A 17,825-nucleotide genomic window follows, 5' to 3' on the forward strand; every position below is an offset into this window, starting at 1 on the left:
TGTTTTGCTACTCGGGCGGCCATGCGGGACAATACGGTTATCCGAGAGTTTCGAGAGATTTCCCCGACCATGCAAGACCTGACGCTGGTGATGGCCCAATTCGACCCCCTGGTCGGCGATATTCCCGGCAACGCCGAGCGTGCCATCGAAGCGGTGCGCGAGGCACGCATCGAGCACGGCGCGGATATCGTGGTATTCCCCGAACTGTTTCTGACCGGCTATCCGCCGGAGGACCTGCTGCTACGCCCTTCCATGGAGACGCGCCTGCGCGAGGCCCGCGCGCGCATGGCGGCCAAGGTCGCCCAAGATGTGCTGGTGATCATCGGTTACCCCGGTCGCCGTGAAGGGCACACCTACAACCTGGCGGGCCTTTTGTATAACGGCGAGTGGCTCGACGAGTACGCCAAGCAGGCACTGCCCAACTACCAGGTGTTCGACGAGCAGCGCTACTTCAGTGCCGGCACCGAGCCGCTGGTGATCGAGCATAAGGGCGCCAAGCTCGGCATCCTGATCTGCGAGGATGTTTGGAAGACCGAGCCGGTTCGCCTAGCCTGCGAGGCGGGTGCGGAGATTCTGATTACGCTCAATTCGTCGCCCTACCACCAGGACAAGCCCGCCGAGCGTCTCGAGCTCCTGCGCGAGCGCGCCGCCGAGGCCAAACGCCCGCTGGTGTATGTAAACCAGGTGGGGGGCCAGGACGAGCTGGTGTTTGACGGCGGCTCGGCCTGCGTCGATGCCAATGGCCAGCTGCAGGTGCAGGCGCCCCACTGGCAGGTGGGGCTGATGCCGGTGCAGTTCCTGCGCGAGCAGGAAACTTGGGTGCCTCAGGCCGGCGAGTGCGAGCCGCTGCCCGAGCCCGAGGAAAGTCTCTATTTCGCGCTGGTCACCGGGGTGCGTGACTACGTCAACAAGAGCGGCTTCAAGGGGGTGGTGATCGGTCTGTCAGGGGGCATCGACTCGGCGCTGACGCTTTCCATTGCGGTCGATGCCCTGGGTCCCGAGCGGGTGCATGCGGTGATGATGCCGTATCACTACACCGCGGATATCTCCAGGGCGGATGCGGCCGAACAGGCCAAGCTGCTGGGCGTCGGCTATGAGGTGATGCCCATCGCGCCGATGGTCGAGAGCTTCATGGACACCCTGGCCGAGAGCTTCGCCGGCACCGAGCGCGACACCACCGAGGAGAACCTGCAATCACGCTGTCGTGGCGTGTTGCTGATGGCGATCTCCAACAAGAAAGGCCTGATGGTGTTGACCACCGGTAACAAGAGCGAGATGGCGGTGGGTTACGCCACGCTCTACGGTGACATGGTCGGCGGCTACAACGCCCTGAAGGATGTCTACAAGACCTGGGTCTACCGTCTGGCGCGCTGGCGCAACGACCAGGAGCCGGCGATTCCCGAACGGGTCATCGAGCGTCCGCCGTCGGCAGAGCTGGCGCCGGATCAGCAGGACAGCGATTCACTGCCCGGATACGACACCCTGGACGCCATCCTGGTTCGCTACATCGAGGGTGACATGAGCGCCGAGGCGATCATCGAAGCCGGCTTCGCTCGCGAGGATGTCTATCAGGTGGTCAAGCTGGTCGATCGCTGTGAGTACAAGCGCCGTCAGGCGCCGGTAGGCGTGCGCGTCACACCAAGGGGCTTCGGTCGCGACCGTCGCTACCCGATCGTCAACGGCTGGCAGCCCGGCGAATAGGGCGTCGCCTGGGTCATGGGTGGCCGCCACTGAATGAGGCAGCGAGTCAGTCGTTGAATAGCGCAGCGGGTCTCACCTGACGCTGCGCTGATGAAACAAAAAGGAAAACGCCCCGTCGGCTTGGCCGGCGGGGCGTTTTCGTGTCGTTCTCGTGCGCTCTGGCGAGGGCGAGATCAGCCGTCCAGGCGCAGGGTCGCGTCGACGTATTTGGCATCGAAGGTGCGGCCGTCAAGGCGCTCGTGATCCGGGGCATTCTCGATCAGCGTCGCGAGCACTTCGCGGGCACGATCAGTCATGCCAAGGCCCAGGTAGCCTTCGACCATGACCGCAAGAGCGTCGTGATTGGCCGGCGCCTCCGGGTAGTGGGAGATCACCCAGCGCCCACGCTTGACCGCTGCCAGATAGGCGCCCTTGCGCAGATAGAAGTCGGCCACCTGCAGCTCATGGCGGGCCAGCACATTGCGCAGATAGACCAGGCGCTGCTGGGCGTCCGGGGCGTACTCGCTGTCCGGGAAGCGCTCGATGAGCTCGCGAAAGTCGTTGTAGGACTCGCGGGTCGCGCCCAGGTCGCGCTTGGAGATGTCGATCAGCTTGAGCCCTTCGAGGCTGAAGCGGCCCGCCTGATAGGCGGCCAGACCGCGCATGTAGTAGGCGTAGTCGACCTGGGGATGGTCCGGCTGCAGGCGGATGAAACGGCTGGCAGCCGCCCGCGCCGATTCCCAGTTGTCGGTCTGGTAGTAGGCGTAGATCAGCTCCAGCTGCGCCTGATCGGCGTGGTCGCCGAAGGGATAGCGGGCGTCGAGGGCTTCGAGCCGGCTCACGGCGTTGGTATAGTTCTGCGCCTCCAGCGCCGTCATCGCCTGCTGGTAAAGCTCAGCTTCCGCGAGCTCATCGGGAACGGTGTCGTTGCCGGCGCAGCCGGCGAGCAGGGCGGCTGTCAGGGCATAGGCGCCCAGCCGTGTGCCACGGGGGAAAACGCGCATCATGGTCCTCGTCTCAAACAACCCGAATGGCCGTGGTAGAATTACTCAGCGGCTCATCATAAAGCACTCACGATAAACCACTCAGGGCAGGCCGCAAAGCGCCGAGCCTTGGTGCCTCGTCAGTGCCACCTCAAAGGCACATAGCCCCCATGTCAGAAACCGTACATCGCGACGCCCGCATTCCCGAGGCCATGGCCGGTCAGCGCTTCGATCAGGTGGCGGCCGAGATCTTCGCCGACTTCTCTCGAGAACGCCTCAAGGCCTGGATAAAATCCGGCGACCTGACCCTCGACGGCGCCCGTGCCAAGCCCAAGGACAAGATCTACGGCGGAGAGCAGCTCCTGCTGACTGCCGTGGTCGAGGACGAACTGCGCTTCGAGCCCCAGGCCATCGACCTGGACATCGTCCATGAAGACGACGCCGTGCTGGTGATCAACAAGCCCGCCGGCCTGGTGGTGCATCCGGCTGCCGGTAATCCCGACGGTACCCTGCTCAACGCCGTGCTGCATCATTGCCCGGCGCTTGCTAGCGTGCCGCGTGCCGGTATCGTACACCGCCTCGACAAGGACACCACCGGTTTGATGGTGGTGGCCAAGACCCTTGCCGCCCAGACTCATCTGGTCGAGCAACTACAGGCGCGAAGCGTCTCTCGGGAGTACGATGCCGTGGTCACCGGGGTCGTGACCTCCGGCGGGCGCATTGAGGCGCCGATCGGGCGTCACCCCAAGGACCGCAAGCGCCAGGCGGTCACTGCTTCTGGCAAGCCGGCCGTTACCCATTACCGGGTCACCGAGCGTTTTCGTAATCACACCCATGTGCGCTGCAAACTCGAGACCGGCCGGACCCACCAGATCCGCGTGCACATGGCCCACCAGCGCTTTCCGCTGATTGGCGATAGCCTCTATGGCGGGCGTCTCAAGCTGCCGCCGGGGGCCGACGATGATCTCAAGGATCTGCTGCGCGGCTTCCCACGTCAGGCCCTGCATGCCCGCAAGTTGGCATTCGTGCACCCGGAAAGCGGTCAGCGCCTCGAGTTTCGCGTCGCCCTGCCCGACGATATGCTGATGCTGCTCGACTACCTGCGCGACGATCACGAAACCATGCGATGAGGCCATTGCTTTGCTGAGGAATCCGGTGATGACGGACCCCGCTGCGACGCTGCACCCGCACCCCACTCTGGTGCTACCCGACTGGCCGGCTCCGAGCACGGTGCGGGCCCTGGTCACCACCCGTGAGAGCGGCCCCAGCAGCGGGCCGTTCGCGGCCTTCAATACCGCCGAGCATGTCGGTGACGACCCGGCGATGGTGGCGCGCTGTCGCGAGCTGTTGCAGGCCGAGATCGGCAGCGACCGTCCACTGCTGTGGCTCGACCAGGTGCATGGCGCCAACGTGCAGCAGGTCTATGCTGCGGGGGCGCCCCAAGCCGATGCTGCGGTGGCCTTCGATGCCAGCCATGCCTGCGTGGTACAGACCGCCGACTGCCTGCCGGTGTTCTTCTGCGATCAGCGCGGTACCCGAGTGGGCATCGCCCATGCCGGCTGGCGCGGTCTCGCCGGGGGCGTGCTCGAGGCCACGGTGGCAGCGCTTGGGACCGAGCCCGGCGAGCTGATGGCCTGGCTGGGTCCGGCGATTTCCAACGCGCAGTTCGAGGTAGGCCCCGAAGTGCACGATGCCTTCGTGGCGGTGCAGCCCGAGGCCAAGAGCGCCTTCGAGCCGAGCCCCTATCGTCTCGGTCACTACATGGCCGACATCTACCGGCTGGCGCGGCTGCGCCTCGAACGGCTCGGCGTCGCCCACATCAGCGGCGGCCACTTCTGTACCGCCTGCGAACCGCGCTTCTACTCCCACCGCCGTGACGACGGCGTCACCGGCCGCATGGCCAGCGCGATCTGGCTGCGCTAAGTGTCTCTCTCGGCCCCGGGCATGGAAAAGCGAAGCGTCTTTTTCAGGGCCGGAAAATGCATCCATGCGATTCCGGCATTTCCGCCCTCCATGGCGGTCAGATGAAAAAGCCGAGCGTCCAGGGAGGGATTCACCGCGTCTTCGCGCTTCATGTCCCGGTGGCGTCCTGCCAATCATGATCTGCATCAAGCCGGGGCGCCTTTCCTGAGGCTGGCGCCTTGAAAGCGGGCCACCATACCTCCATTGATACTGTCAATACACGACACAGGCAGGCGGTGCGTCCGATCGCGCCGCTGCTCTCATGGAGGACATGCGATGCGATTCGATAAATTCACTGGCAAATTGCAAACCGCGGTGGCCGATGCCCAATCCCTGGCGGTGGGTCGTGGCCACAATCAGCTCGACCCCGGCCATCTGCTGATGGCGCTGCTCGAAGATCGCGACGGCGGCCTCAAGGGGCTGGTCGGCAAGGCCGGCGGCGATGCCTCGGCGTTGCGCAGTGCGCTTGCCAATTATCTGGATGGGCTTCCCGAGGTCGGCCAGTTCGATGGCGAGGTGCAGCCGTCCAGGGACTTCGTGCGGCTGATGAACCTCGCCGACCGGGAAGCCCAGAAGCGCGGCGATCAGTTCATCGCAAGCGAGCTGGTGCTAGTGGCGGCGCTTGCCATGAATCATGCGGTCACCAAGGTGCTGACCCAGGCCGGCCTCACTCAGAAGGCGGTGGCCGCGGCCATCGACAGTCTGCGCGGCGGCCAGAAGGTCGACGACCCCAACGCCGAGGAAAGCCGCGAGGCGCTGGCCAAGTACACCCTGGACCTGACCGCTCGGGCCGCCGAAGGCAAGCTCGACCCGGTGATCGGCCGCGACGACGAGATTCGTCGCACCATCCAGGTGCTGCAGCGTCGCACCAAGAACAACCCGGTGCTGATCGGCGAGCCCGGCGTCGGCAAGACCGCCATCGTCGAAGGCCTGGCCAACCGCATCATTGACGGCGAGGTGCCGGAAGGGCTCAAGGACAAGCGCGTGCTGTCGCTGGACATGGGTTCGCTGCTGGCCGGGGCCAAGTTCCGTGGCGAATTCGAGGAGCGGCTCAAGGCGGTGCTCAACGAACTGGCCCAGGAAGAGGGCCGGGTGATCCTGTTCATCGATGAGCTGCACACCATGGTTGGCGCCGGCAAGGCCGAGGGCGCCATGGACGCCGGCAACATGTTGAAGCCGGCGCTGGCCCGCGGCGAGTTGCACTGCGTGGGGGCCACTACCCTGGATGAGTACCGCAAGTACATTGAGAAGGATGCAGCCCTGGAGCGGCGCTTCCAGAAAGTGCTGGTCGATGAGCCCTCCGAGGAGGACACCATCGCCATCCTGCGTGGCCTCAAGGAGCGCTACGAAGTCCACCATCGCCTCCACATCACCGACTCCGCGATCATCGCCGCGGCCAAGCTGTCGGCGCGCTATATCACCGACCGCCAGCTGCCTGACAAGGCCATCGACCTGATCGACGAGGCCTCCTCGCGGATTCGCATGGAGCTCGACTCCAAGCCCGAGGAAATGGACCGCCTCGATCGGCGTCTGATCCAGCTCAAGATGGAGCGCGAGCAGCTCAAGAAAGAGACCGACGATGCCTCCCAGAAGCGCCTGGAAAGTATCGAGGCGCAGATCGACGAGCTGTCCCGGGAATACGCCGATCTCGATGAGGTCTGGAAGTCCGAGAAGGCCAGCATCGAGGGCGCGGCCCAGCACAAGGCCGAGCTCGACAAGGCGCGCATCGAACTCGACGCCGCCAAGCGTCAGAACGACTATGAAACGATGTCCAAGCTGCAGTACGGGGTGATCCCCGAGCTCGAGCGCAAGATCGCCGAGATCGAAGAAAGCGAAACCGCGGATACCTCGACCCACACGCTGCTGCGCTCCAACGTCACCGAGGAGGAAGTCGCCGAGGTGGTGTCGCGCTGGACCGGTATTCCGGTGTCCAAGATGCTCGAGGGCGAGCGCGACAAGCTGCTGCGCATGGAAGAGGCGTTGCACGAGCGGGTGATCGGTCAGGACGAGGCGGTCACGGCGGTGGCCAATGCGGTGCGCCGTTCCCGGGCCGGGCTCGCCGACCCGAACCGTCCCAACGGCTCCTTCCTGTTCCTCGGGCCGACCGGGGTGGGCAAGACCGAGCTGTGCAAGTCGTTGGCCAACTTCCTCTTCGATACCGAGGAAGCCATGGTGCGCATCGACATGTCCGAGTTCATGGAGAAGCACTCCGTGGCCCGGCTGATCGGCGCGCCTCCAGGCTATGTCGGCTATGAAGAGGGCGGCTATCTGACCGAAGCGGTGCGTCGCAAGCCCTACTCGGTGCTGCTGCTCGACGAGGTCGAGAAAGCGCACGCCGATGTCTTCAACATCCTGCTCCAGGTGCTCGAGGATGGCCGCCTGACCGACGGTCAGGGGCGCACCGTGGACTTTCGCAACACCGTGATCGTGATGACCTCCAACATGGGCTCGGACATCATCCAGCGCATGGGAGGCGAGGACAGCGGTGATAGCGAGAAGGACTACGAGCACATGAAGGACATGGTGATGGCGGTGGTCAGCGACCACTTCCGTCCCGAGCTGATCAACCGCATCGACGAGGTAGTGGTCTTCCACGCCCTCGGTCAGGAGCAGATCCAGGCCATTGCCAGCATCCAGCTCGACCGGCTGCGGGCGCGGCTCGCCGAGCACGAGCTGTCGCTCCAGGTCAGTGACGATGCGTTAGCCCAGCTGGCGGTGGTGGGCTTCGACCCGGTATTTGGTGCCCGGCCGCTCAAGCGGGCGATCCAGAGCCGGATCGAGAACCCGCTGGCGCAGGATCTGCTCGCCGGCAAGTTCGCCCCGGGCGACACCATCAAGGTCGCAAGCCAGGACGGCAAACTGGTGTTCAGCAAGGAGTAACCAAAGAGGCTTTATCACGTCTCGGCCGACCCGAATGCCAACCGCGTCGGCCGGCCACACGCAAAGGCCCGCCTCTCAGGAGACGGGCCTTCGTGCTTTATAGGGCTCCTAGGTCAGCGCCCGACTACCAGGGCTCGCGATCAGCGTGAGCCGGCGCTGGCGGGTTGCGCCTTCGGTTTCGGTTCGCGGACCAGGCGCTGCTGCAGGTCTTCCAGTGAGACGCCCTTGGTTTCGGGCATCAGGAATTTCACGAACAGCACCTGCAGCGCCATCATCACCGCGAAGAAGGCAAACACCGGGCCGCCGTTGAAGGTGCCGAGTACCCAGGGCATCACCAGGGTGATCAGGGCCGCGCAGATCCAGTGCACGGAGCTGCCGAAGGACTGGCCGCGGGCGCGCACATGGTTGGGGAAGACCTCGGCGATGAACACCCAGATGATCGCCCCCTGGCTGATCGCGTGAGCGGCGATGAACAGCCCCAGCAGCAGAGGCACTTCGAGTCCGCCGAGGTTGCCGAGGAAGAAGGCCCGCGAGATCAGCACCAGCGAGACCAGGTAGCCCACCGAGCCGATATACAGCAGGGTACGGCGACCCAGGCGGTCGATCAGCGCCATGCCGGCCATGGTGAAGACCAGGTTGACCAGGCCGATGCCGGCAGAGGAGAGCAGGGCGGCGCTGTTGCCGAGTTCGGCGGCTTCAAACACCCGTGGGGCATAGTAGATGATGAAGTTGATGCCCGAGAGCTGGTTGAAAAAAGCGATCAGGAAAGCCAGCAGGATCGGCAGGCGGTAGCGGCCGGAGAAGAAGGGCGCGTGGGCCTTCTGCTCGCTGGTTTCCGCGGCGCGGATGGTGGCGATTTCGCGATCCACATCGGCGTCGGGATCGATCTTTCTCAGCACCTCGCTTGCGCCCTCAATGTCGTTGCGCTTGAGGATCAGCCAGCGCGGGCTCTTCGGCACTCGGTAGATCATCAGGGTATACAGCAGTGCCGGCACGGCCTCGATGCCCAGCATCCAGCGCCAGGCGCCCTCACCCAGCAGCGAGCCCAGCACGAAGTTGGAGACGAAGGCCATCAGGATGCCAAACACGATGTTGAACTGGTAGAGGCCCACCAGTGCCCCGCGATGCTTGGCCGGTGCGATCTCGGAGATGTAGGTGGGGGCGGCGACCGAGGAGATGCCCACGCCGATGCCGCCGATCAGGCGGAAGAAGGAAAACCAGTAGGGATCGGTGGACAACGCCGAGCCGAGCGCCGAGCCCAGATAGAGGATGCCGATCAGCACCAGAGTGGCTCGTCGCCCCAGCCTGTCGGTGGGCCAGTTACCGCCGATGGCGCCGACCACCGTGCCCCACAGCGCCATCGACATGATCAGCAGGCCATGCTGTAGATCGCTGAGTCCCCAGAGGGTCTGAATGGGCTTGTCGGCGCCGGAGATGACGGCGGTATCGAAGCCGAACAGGAAACCGGCTAGGGCTACCGTGATCGACCACTGAATAATGCGAAACATTCGCTTTCTCCTTGCTGGGCACCTTTCGTCGCTGCTTCTCGTCAGTCCTTGCTTGGTTTGCCTCGGGTGAATCGATTCACCTAAGGTCCGAGGCAAGAGGCCAATGCAAGGTACTGACCAAGAGGCCAGGAAAAGCCCGGCGAAAGGTGTAAAGATGCGTTGAGTGATTGGGTGAATCGTGTCAGCCGGGAATCATTACAGCAACCAGCCTGCAAATCTGCCACCCAGGACGCGCTAGACATTGGTCCAAGAGTGGTGGCGCCGGTACCATATCTCCCGCATCCATAGCGCCTTTCGGACGCCCGTCAGCCGGTTGAAGCGGCATGTTCTCGTCTACTCGTCGCAGGAACGCGGTTTCACGGTTGACACTACCGTGGGCCTATTGGACTCTTGACGGTTCCTGATTGCGGGCGCGGACGAATCCGGGCGATCCCCGACCGCCGCGTGAAGGGTAGGTCGCAAGACCTCTACCCGCCGAAGGATTATCCGGGCAAGGCTATCCGCCTCGCTCGGCCAACGCCCCGACACGGTGAACCGCCGTGATGTGAGTGCAGGCCCTATCCGGGCCGAATGAAGCCAGGGTTTGGCATCAGGTGCCGGCATCGACCGGCCGCGGCATACCGCCGCACTCGACTTGCGTGCCTCTTTGAGCACGGCAAGGCACTCGAGACCTCCAGGGGAGAAATACAGTGGAACTGCTTTCCGGCGCCGACATGATCGCCCGCTTCCTTCAGGACGAGGGCGTCGAATACATCTATGGCTATCCCGGCGGAGCGGCGTTGCATATCTATGACGCCCTGTTCCGTCAGGACAAGGTCAAACACATCCTGGTACGCCACGAGCAGGCCGCGACACATGCCGCCGACGGCTATGCCCGGGCTTCCGGCAAACCAGGCACCGTGCTGGTCACCTCGGGCCCCGGCGCGACCAACGCCGTGACCGGTATCGCCACCGCCTACATGGACTCGATCCCGCTCGTCGTGCTGTGCGGGCAGGTGATGAGTCATCTGATCGGTGATGATGCCTTCCAGGAAACCGACATCATCGGTGTGACCCGTCCGGTGGTGAAGCATAGCTTCTCGATCAGGCACCCGTCGGAGATTCCCGAGGTGCTGAAAAAGGCGTACTACCTGGCTGCCACCGGTCGTCCCGGGCCGGTGGTGGTGGACATTCCCAAGGACATGACCGCTCCCACCGAGCGCTACGAGTACGTCTACCCGAAGAAGGTCAAGCTGCGCTCCTACAACCCGGTCACTCGCGGTCATACCGGTCAGATCAAGAAGGCCGTGGAGCTGATGCTCAAGGCCAAGCGCCCGGTGTTCTACACCGGTGGCGGGGTGGTGACTGGTAACGCAAGCGAAGGGCTGACGGATCTGGTCAAGCACCTGGGCTTCCCGATCACCACCACCCTGATGGGCATCGGCGCCTACCCGCAAAGCGATCGTCAGTGTCTCGGTTGGCTGGGCATGCACGGTTCCTATGAATCGAACATGGCCATGCACCATGCCGACCTGGTGATCGCCATTGGTGCGCGCTTCGATGACCGGGTGACCAACAACACCTCCAAGTTCTGCCCTACGGCCAAGATCATTCACGTCGACATCGATCCCAGTTCGGTATCCAAGACCGTGCGCGCCGACGTGCCGATCGTCGGGCCGGCGGCCAGCGTCATCAATGAGATGATCAGTCTGGTACAGGGCAAGGAGATCAGTCAGCCCGAGGCACTCGCCGAGTGGTGGCAGAAGCTTGATGGCTGGCGCGATGAGCGGGTAGGTAAGCTGTACGAGCCCTCCCAGGAAGGCGAGCCGCTCAAGCCTCAGGAAGTGATCGAAGCCGTCTGCCGGGTGACTCGCGGCGAGGCCTACGTCACCACCGATGTCGGCCAACATCAGATGTTTGCGGCCCAGTACTACAAGTTCGACAAGCCCAATCGTCTGATTACCTCGGGCGGGCTTGGCACCATGGGGTTCGGTTTCCCGGCGGCCATGGGCGTCAAGAAGAGCTATCCCGATGAGGATGTGGTCTGCATCACCGGTGAGGGCAGCTTCCAGATGATGATGCAGGAGCTCTCGACCTGTAAGCAGTACGGGGTGGGGGTGAAGATCATCAACCTGAACAACGGCTCGCTGGGCATGGTGCGCCAGTGGCAGGACCTGAACTACAAGTCACGTCACGCCCAGTCTTACATGGAGTCGCTGCCGGACTTCCAGATGCTGATCGAGTCGTATGGCTTCACCGCCATCAAGGTGGAACGTCACGAGGATCTCGAACCCGCTCTCGAGCGGGCCTTCGCCGACAAGAACGAGCTGGTGTTCCTCGACGTCTACGTCGACCCGCGCGAGCACGTTTATCCGATGCAGGTGCCTCTGGGCTCCATGCGTGACATGCTGCTTTCGAAGACGGAGCGGACCTGATGCGCCATATCATCTCGATCCTGATGGAAAACGAACCCGGCGCCTTGTCTCGTGTGGTGGGGCTGTTTTCGCAGCGCAACTACAACATCGAGTCGCTCAACGTCGCGCCAACCGAAGACCCGACGCTGTCGCGCCTGACCGTTACCACCATCGGTGACGATCGGGTGATCGAGCAGATCACCAAGCACCTCAACAAGCTGATCGACGTGGTCAAGCTGGTCGACCTGACCGAAGGGCAGCATATCGAGCGTGAGCTGATGCTGGTCAAGGTCAAAGCGCTCGGTGCGGCCCGTGACGAGGTCAAGCGTACCGCCGATATCTTCCGTGCTCAGGTGGTCGACGTAACGCCGAACCTCTACACGGTGCAGATCACCGGCGATGCCGGCAAGCTGGATGCCTTCCTCCAGGCCATGGCCCCGGTGGGTATCCTCGAAGTGGCGCGTACCGGCGTCTCGGGTATCGCCCGGGGCGACAAGGTGCTGAGCCTTTGACGGCGTAATGGTTTGACAGTGGGTTCTGAAAGCCGCTCTTCGGAGCGGCTTTTTTTGTGCCTGGCCGAGACGAGGCGGGTGCTTATCGACGTAAGCGAGTTACTTACCAAGGGAAAGGATATGTTGGCGGTTAGCGCGCCGAGACCTCTGCCCACAGTGCACGGATCAACGGGCTCTTTAGCCGGCGCTGGGCCACGCACAGGCCGACATCGTAGTGGGGCAGCTCGGGTTTGACTGCCAGCGTCTGCACCCGGCCGGCCAATGGGCTGTTGTCGACCACGATCTTCGGCACCACGCCAATGCCAAAGCCGAGCCCGACCATGCTGACGATGGCCTCGTGGCCGGCGACCTGCGCATAGATTCGCGGCGCAATGCCCAGCGCCTTGAACCAGGTGTCGCTGTATTCCCGGGACAGCCCCGACTCGGAGAGGATCATCGGCACCTCGGCCCACTGCTCGGCGGTGGGCACCTCCGGGTGGGTAGGCATCCAGTCGGCGCCGTCCCGTGGCGCGATGAACACCAGTGGCGACGTGGTCATCGGCTTGAAGGCCAATGCCTCAGGCAGGCGTCGCGGCCGTGGGGTGATCGCCATGTCCTCTTCGCCGGCCAGCACCCGTGAGATGGAGTGGGCCGGGTCGCCGGTATGCAGCTTGAGCTCGATGCGCGGATGGCGGGTGCGAAAGTCGCTGAGCAGCTCATACAGGAAGCTGTAGCTGGCGGTGACCGAGCAGAAGATGCTGATCTCGCCGGCGAGCGCCGCGGTTTCTTCCATCAGCGCATGGCGCACCAGTTCCCACTGCTCCAGGGCATCTCGGGCGTAGGCTTGGAAGGTCAGGCCCTGGTGGGTCAGGGCGACGTGGCGGTTGTCCCGCTCGAAGAGCGTGGCACCCAGGCTCTCTTCCAGGGAGCGGATCGAGCGGGAGAGCGTCGAGGGGCTGACGTGACAGGCGTCGCTGGCGCGGCCGAAATGCAGGGTGTCGGCCAGGCTCAGGAAGTGTCGGAGGTCACGCATGTCCATGGGCGTTATTGCACTTTTCGGGATGTGATATTGCAAATATAGCGTTTTACGCAACGCGCTGTCTGCCGTATCGTCCTTGCATCGGCACCACAAACCACAAGCGCCGCGATAGACGGCGTGGGTCGCCATCAACGCTGACACCTTACTCTCTCGTTAACAGGAATACCGCCATGCACGTTTATTACGACAAGGACTGCGACCTCTCCCTCATCCAGGGCAAGAAGGTCACCATCGTCGGTTATGGTTCACAGGGCCATGCCCATGCCAACAACCTGAAGGAATCCGGCGTCGACGTCACCGTCGCTCTGCGCCCGGGCTCTTCTTCCGCGGCCAAGGCCGAAGCGGCTGGCCTCAAGGTGGCATCCGTCGCCGAAGCGAGCCAGACCGCCGACGTGGTCATGCTGCTGGCGCCTGACGAGAACCAGAAGGCGATCTACGAGCAGGAAGTCGCGCCGAACCTGAAGCAGGGTGCAACTCTGGCCTTCGCCCACGGCTTCAACATCCACTACAACCAGATCGAGCCGCGCAAGGATCTGGACGTGATCATGATCGCGCCCAAGGCTCCGGGTCACACCGTGCGCTCCGAGTTCGTCAAGGGCGGCGGCATTCCCGACCTGATCGCGATCCAGCAGGACGCGACCGGCAACGCCAAGGCGCTGGCGCTCTCCTATGCGGCAGGCGTGGGCGGTGGTCGTACCGGCATCATCGAGACCACCTTCCGTGACGAGACCGAGACCGACCTGTTCGGCGAGCAGGCCGTCCTTTGTGGTGGCGCGGTCGAGCTGGTCAAGGCCGGCTTCGAGACCCTGACCGAGGCAGGCTATGCCCCGGAAATGGCCTACTTCGAGTGCCTGCACGAGCTCAAGCTGATCGTCGACCTGATGTACGAAGGCGGCATCGCCAACATGAACTACTCGATCTCCAACAACGCAGAGTTCGGCGAGTACTTCACCGGCAAGGAAGTCATCAACGACCAGTCCCGTGAAGCGATGCGCAATGCCCTCAAGCGTATCCAGAACGGCGACTATGCCAAGAGCTTCATTGCCGAGAGCCAGACCAACTATCCGTCGATGACCGCGCGTCGTCGCCTCAACGCCGAGCACCCGATCGAGCAGGTCGGCGAGAAGCTGCGTTCCATGATGCCCTGGATCGCCGCCAACCAGTTGGTCGACAAGTCCAAGAACTGATCGGCAGGTCTAATTGACAGGTCTGATCGACAGACCTGGCCAAGCACGACAGCCGTCATCACAGCGAGGGCGCGGATTTCCGCGCCCTCGCTGTTTTCGTACATCCAACCGTTACTATCGTTGCCGGAACTAGCATGTAGAATGGTTCTCGTGTCACTGACACATATCCCAGCAACGGAAGACCTCTATGAGCCAGGATTCGCAAAAGACCGAGCACGAGCACCCCGAACACGACGAGGATGTCACCGCGACGTTCTTGCGCGAGACGGAGGTGGTCGAAGAAGCGGTCGAGGATGGTAAGAAGATCCGGCGGCGTGGTATCTATCTGCTGCCGAACCTGTTCACCACCTCCGCATTGTTCTCGGGATTCTTCGCCGTGGTTGCCGGTATCAACGGTGACTTCTCGGCCGCCGCCATTGCGATCTTCATCGCCATGGTGCTCGATGGCCTGGATGGCCGCGTAGCCCGCATGACCAATACTCAGAGTGCCTTTGGCGCTGAGTACGATAGCCTCGCCGACATGATCTCTTTCGGCATGGCGCCTGCCCTGGTCGCCTTCACCTGGATCCTTCAGGACATCGGCAAGATCGGCTGGGTGGTGGCCTTTCTGTACGTGGCCTGTGCCGCCTTGCGGCTGGCGCGCTTCAATGTACAGATCGGCTCCACTGACAAGAAGTGGTTTATCGGCCTGCCCAGTCCTTCTGCCGCTGCCTTGGTGGCCGCGAGTGTCTGGACCTTCCACAGCTTCGATGCCAATGCCTTCGTCTTCAAGCTGCTGATGCTAGTAGTGGTGGCCGCAGCAGGCGTGCTGATGGTGAGCAACATCCGCTACTACAGCTTCAAGGATGTTGACCTAAAGGGGCCGGTGCCGTTCGTGATGCTGCTCGCCATCGTGCTGGGCTTCGTGGTGATCTCGGTAGAGCCGTCAGTCATGTTGCTGCTGCTGTTTGCCGCCTATGTCGCCTCGGGGCCGGTGCTTGCCGTGCTACGCAAGATGAAAAAGCAGCCGGATAGCTGACTCGGTGGTGCCATGCCCTGACAGGCCGTACTACCCGCTCTGAAACGCCCGCCCTTGTGCGGGCGTTGTCGTGTCTGGCCCCTCGGTTTATCCACACCCGGTCAGCCACCTTCATCTATCCACAACCTTGTCGTCACCTTTTTGCAAGAAAGGGGTTGTGTGGGTCCGCGATAATCCGTAAAGTACGCATCCGCTGCCGCCGACGAGCAAACGTCGGATGCGGTGAAGGGTGTTGGAAGCACTTGTTTTGGTTAAGGTTTTTCGATCAGGCTTGATCGACAGGCATTGACAAAACAGCCGGAAACGGTAGAATGCTCCTCCACTCGATCGGCGCTCAACTCGCCGCTGGTTCACTCGGTCATCTAGAGTGAGCAATAACAGCAAGGGTTGACATTCACTGCCGATTCAGTAGAATACGCCTTCCTCGCAGGGCGCCGGCCGAACGGCCAGGCAGATGCGAGATGCTCCCCTCTTAAGAGATCGGAGCTGCTCTTTAACAATCGATCAGATAATTCATGTGGGCGCTTGTCGATGAAGGGGTGATCAGTCACCGATACTTCAAGGCAAGCGACTCGTCAAAGCAAGCCATATCGGCTTCGTTTTTTGAGACGTTTGAACCTTGAGCCAAGTTTGGTCTGCTTCTTTCTTCGGAAAGGTAAGACCGTATGATTTTAAACTGAAGAGTTTGATCATGGCTCAGATTGAACGCTGGCGGCAGGCCTAACACATGCAAGTCGAGCGGAAACGATCCTAGCTTGCTAGGAGGCGTCGAGCGGCGGACGGGTGAGTAATGCATAGGAATCTGCCCGGTAGTGGGGGATAACGTGGGGAAACTCACGCTAATACCGCATACGCCCTACGGGGGAAAGCAGGGGATCTTCGGACCTTGCGCTATCGGATGAGCCTATGTCGGATTAGCTTGTTGGTGAGGTAATGGCTCACCAAGGCGACGATCCGTAGCTGGTCTGAGAGGATGATCAGCCACACTGGGACTGAGACACGGCCCAGACTCCTACGGGAGGCAGCAGTGGGGAATATTGGACAATGGGCGAAAGCCTGATCCAGCCATGCCGCGTGTGTGAAGAAGGCTTTCGGGTTGTAAAGCACTTTCAGCGAGGAAGAAGGCCTGATGATTAATACTCGTCAGGAAGGACATCACTCGCAGAAGAAGCACCGGCTAACTCCGTGCCAGCAGCCGCGGTAATACGGAGGGTGCAAGCGTTAATCGGAATTACTGGGCGTAAAGCGCGCGTAGGTGGCTTGATAAGCCGGTTGTGAAAGCCCCGGGCTCAACCTGGGAACTGCATCCGGAACTGTTAGGCTAGAGTGCAGGAGAGGAAGGTAGAATTCCCGGTGTAGCGGTGAAATGCGTAGAGATCGGGAGGAATACCAGTGGCGAAGGCGGCCTTCTGGACTGACACTGACACTGAGGTGCGAAAGCGTGGGTAGCAAACAGGATTAGATACCCTGGTAGTCCACGCCGTAAACGATGTCGACTAGCCGTTGGGAGCCTCGAGTTCTTAGTGGCGCAGTTAACGCAATAAGTCGACCGCCTGGGGAGTACGGCCGCAAGGTTAAAACTCAAATGAATTGACGGGGGCCCGCACAAGCGGTGGAGCATGTGGTTTAATTCGATGCAACGCGAAGAACCTTACCTACTCTTGACATCGTGCGAACTTTCCAGAGATGGATTGGTGCCTTCGGGAGCGCACAGACAGGTGCTGCATGGCTGTCGTCAGCTCGTGTTGTGAAATGTTGGGTTAAGTCCCGTAACGAGCGCAACCCCTATCCTTATTTGCCAGCGAGTAATGTCGGGAACTCTAAGGAGACTGCCGGTGACAAACCGGAGGAAGGTGGGGATGACGTCAAGTCATCATGGCCCTTACGAGTAGGGCTACACACGTGCTACAATGGCCGGTACAAAGGGTTGCAAGACGGCGACGTGGAGCTAATCCCATAAAGCCGGCCTCAGTTCGGATCGGAGTCTGCAACTCGACTCCGTGAAGTCGGAATCGCTAGTAATCGTGAATCAGAATGTCACGGTGAATACGTTCCCGGGCCTTGTACACACCGCCCGTCACACCATGGGAGTGGACTGCACCAGAAGTGGTTAGCTTAACCTTCGGGGGAGCGATCACCACGGTGTGGTTCATGACTGGGGTGAAGTCGTAACAAGGTAGCCGTAGGGGAACCTGCGGCTGGATCACCTCCTTAATCGACGACTCGCCTCTTCGCGGCAAGTGTCCACAATGAATTATCTGATCGGCCAGAGCATAAGACTGTTTGGGTCGCGGACCCAGTGGTTAGTAAGCCGGGTCTGTAGCTCAGTTGGTTAGAGCGCACCCCTGATAAGGGTGAGGTCGGCAGTTCGAGTCTGCCCAGACCCACCAATGTTTACTTATCAGAGGGGCCTTAGCTCAGCTGGGAGAGCGCCTGCCTTGCACGCAGGAGGTCAGCGGTTCGATCCCGCTAGGCTCCACCATCATCCCAACAGTCATCTGTGAGTCCACAGTCACAAGCCTATCATCACAAACGATGATGTCGGGCTTGTGACTGTCGGTTCGACAGTCGCTCTTTAACAATATGAATCATGCTGACAAAAGTCCCTTTCCTACCCAGGAAAGGGCATGTGATACGTCTCAAGCGTATCCGGCAATTGTCGTGCGTCATCGCGGACCAGACCC

The 17,825-nt window shown here is 62.0% G+C and carries 12 protein-coding genes, 2 tRNA genes and 1 rRNA gene; 11 read left to right on the forward strand and 4 right to left on the reverse strand.

Annotated features, from left to right (window positions below; translation table 11 throughout):
* Positions 1-69 precede the first annotated feature (69 nt).
* Positions 70-1,701, forward strand: a complete 1,632-nt coding sequence (locus Q2K57_RS09215) for an NAD+ synthase (RefSeq protein WP_304524907.1) — start codon at positions 70-72, stop codon at positions 1,699-1,701.
* A 173-nt stretch (positions 1,702-1,874) separates the two neighbouring features.
* Here the strand turns inward: Q2K57_RS09215 and Q2K57_RS09220 are convergent, their stop codons facing one another.
* Positions 1,875-2,684 (reverse strand): outer membrane protein assembly factor BamD, encoded by an 810-nt coding sequence (locus Q2K57_RS09220; protein WP_112056086.1) that lies wholly within the window; start codon positions 2,682-2,684, stop codon positions 1,875-1,877.
* A gap of 149 nt (positions 2,685-2,833) precedes the next feature.
* Between Q2K57_RS09220 and rluD the strand changes: the two genes are divergently transcribed.
* Both rluD and pgeF read left to right on the forward strand, forming a co-directional pair.
* A complete protein-coding gene (rluD, locus tag Q2K57_RS09225) occupies positions 2,834-3,793 on the forward strand; it encodes a 23S rRNA pseudouridine(1911/1915/1917) synthase RluD (protein WP_304524908.1) in 960 nt (319 codons plus the stop codon).
* Positions 3,794-3,821: 28 nt separating this feature from the next.
* The gene (gene pgeF / locus Q2K57_RS09230) at positions 3,822-4,586 is read left to right on the forward strand and encodes a peptidoglycan editing factor PgeF (RefSeq protein ID WP_304524909.1); all 765 of its coding nucleotides are present in this window, start codon (positions 3,822-3,824) and stop codon (positions 4,584-4,586) included.
* On the opposite strand, the gene Q2K57_RS09235 is transcribed toward pgeF, so the two are convergent.
* Positions 4,583-4,738: a hypothetical protein gene (locus Q2K57_RS09235; protein ID WP_304524910.1), complete on the reverse strand. Its 156-nt coding sequence runs from the start codon at positions 4,736-4,738 to the stop codon at positions 4,583-4,585. The two genes, pgeF and Q2K57_RS09235, sit on opposite strands and share 4 nt — an antisense overlap.
* Positions 4,739-4,901: 163 nt before the next feature.
* Here Q2K57_RS09235 and clpB point away from each other — a divergent pair, with 163 nt between their 5' ends.
* Positions 4,902-7,505: an ATP-dependent chaperone ClpB gene (gene clpB / locus Q2K57_RS09240; RefSeq protein ID WP_304524911.1), complete on the forward strand. Its 2,604-nt coding sequence runs from the start codon at positions 4,902-4,904 to the stop codon at positions 7,503-7,505.
* A gap of 140 nt (positions 7,506-7,645) precedes the next feature.
* Here clpB and Q2K57_RS09245 read toward each other — a convergent pair whose 3' ends face one another.
* A complete protein-coding gene (locus tag Q2K57_RS09245; protein ID WP_304524912.1) occupies positions 7,646-9,013 on the reverse strand; it encodes a sugar porter family MFS transporter in 1,368 nt (455 codons plus the stop codon).
* Positions 9,014-9,702: 689 nt separating this feature from the next.
* Here Q2K57_RS09245 and Q2K57_RS09250 point away from each other — a divergent pair.
* Together Q2K57_RS09250 and ilvN are read left to right on the forward strand one after the other, a co-directional pair.
* The gene (locus tag Q2K57_RS09250; RefSeq protein WP_304524913.1) at positions 9,703-11,427 is read left to right on the forward strand and encodes an acetolactate synthase 3 large subunit; all 1,725 of its coding nucleotides are present in this window, start codon (positions 9,703-9,705) and stop codon (positions 11,425-11,427) included.
* A complete protein-coding gene (gene ilvN, locus Q2K57_RS09255) occupies positions 11,427-11,918 on the forward strand; it encodes an acetolactate synthase small subunit (protein WP_304524914.1) in 492 nt (163 codons plus the stop codon). Before Q2K57_RS09250 ends, ilvN begins: the two co-directional genes overlap by 1 nt.
* A 130-nt stretch (positions 11,919-12,048) precedes the next feature.
* On the opposite strand, the gene ilvY is transcribed toward ilvN, so the two are convergent.
* Positions 12,049-12,936 (reverse strand): HTH-type transcriptional activator IlvY, encoded by an 888-nt coding sequence (ilvY, locus tag Q2K57_RS09260; protein ID WP_304524915.1) that lies wholly within the window; start codon positions 12,934-12,936, stop codon positions 12,049-12,051.
* Positions 12,937-13,106: 170 nt separating this feature from the next.
* On the opposite strand from ilvY, the gene ilvC reads away from it, so the two are divergent.
* The 5 genes from ilvC (at position 13,107) to Q2K57_RS09285 (ending at position 17,623) form a co-directional block, all read left to right on the forward strand.
* A complete protein-coding gene (gene ilvC, locus Q2K57_RS09265) occupies positions 13,107-14,123 on the forward strand; it encodes a ketol-acid reductoisomerase (RefSeq protein WP_304524916.1) in 1,017 nt (338 codons plus the stop codon).
* Between the two features lie 187 nt (positions 14,124-14,310).
* Complete coding sequence (pssA, locus tag Q2K57_RS09270; protein WP_112056095.1) at positions 14,311-15,141, forward strand: CDP-diacylglycerol--serine O-phosphatidyltransferase; 831 nt, start codon at positions 14,311-14,313, stop codon at positions 15,139-15,141.
* 673 nt (positions 15,142-15,814) lie between these two features.
* A 16S ribosomal RNA gene (locus Q2K57_RS09275) occupies positions 15,815-17,355 on the forward strand.
* A gap of 99 nt (positions 17,356-17,454) precedes the next feature.
* A tRNA-Ile gene (locus tag Q2K57_RS09280) sits at positions 17,455-17,531 on the forward strand.
* A 16-nt stretch (positions 17,532-17,547) separates the two neighbouring features.
* Positions 17,548-17,623: transfer RNA gene (locus Q2K57_RS09285), tRNA-Ala, on the forward strand.
* Positions 17,624-17,825 lie beyond the last annotated feature (202 nt).

Origin of the sequence: Halomonas sp. I5-271120 (assembly GCF_030553075.1) — a bacterium.
In the GTDB taxonomy this organism is placed as follows: domain Bacteria; phylum Pseudomonadota; class Gammaproteobacteria; order Pseudomonadales; family Halomonadaceae; genus Onishia; species Onishia taeanensis_A.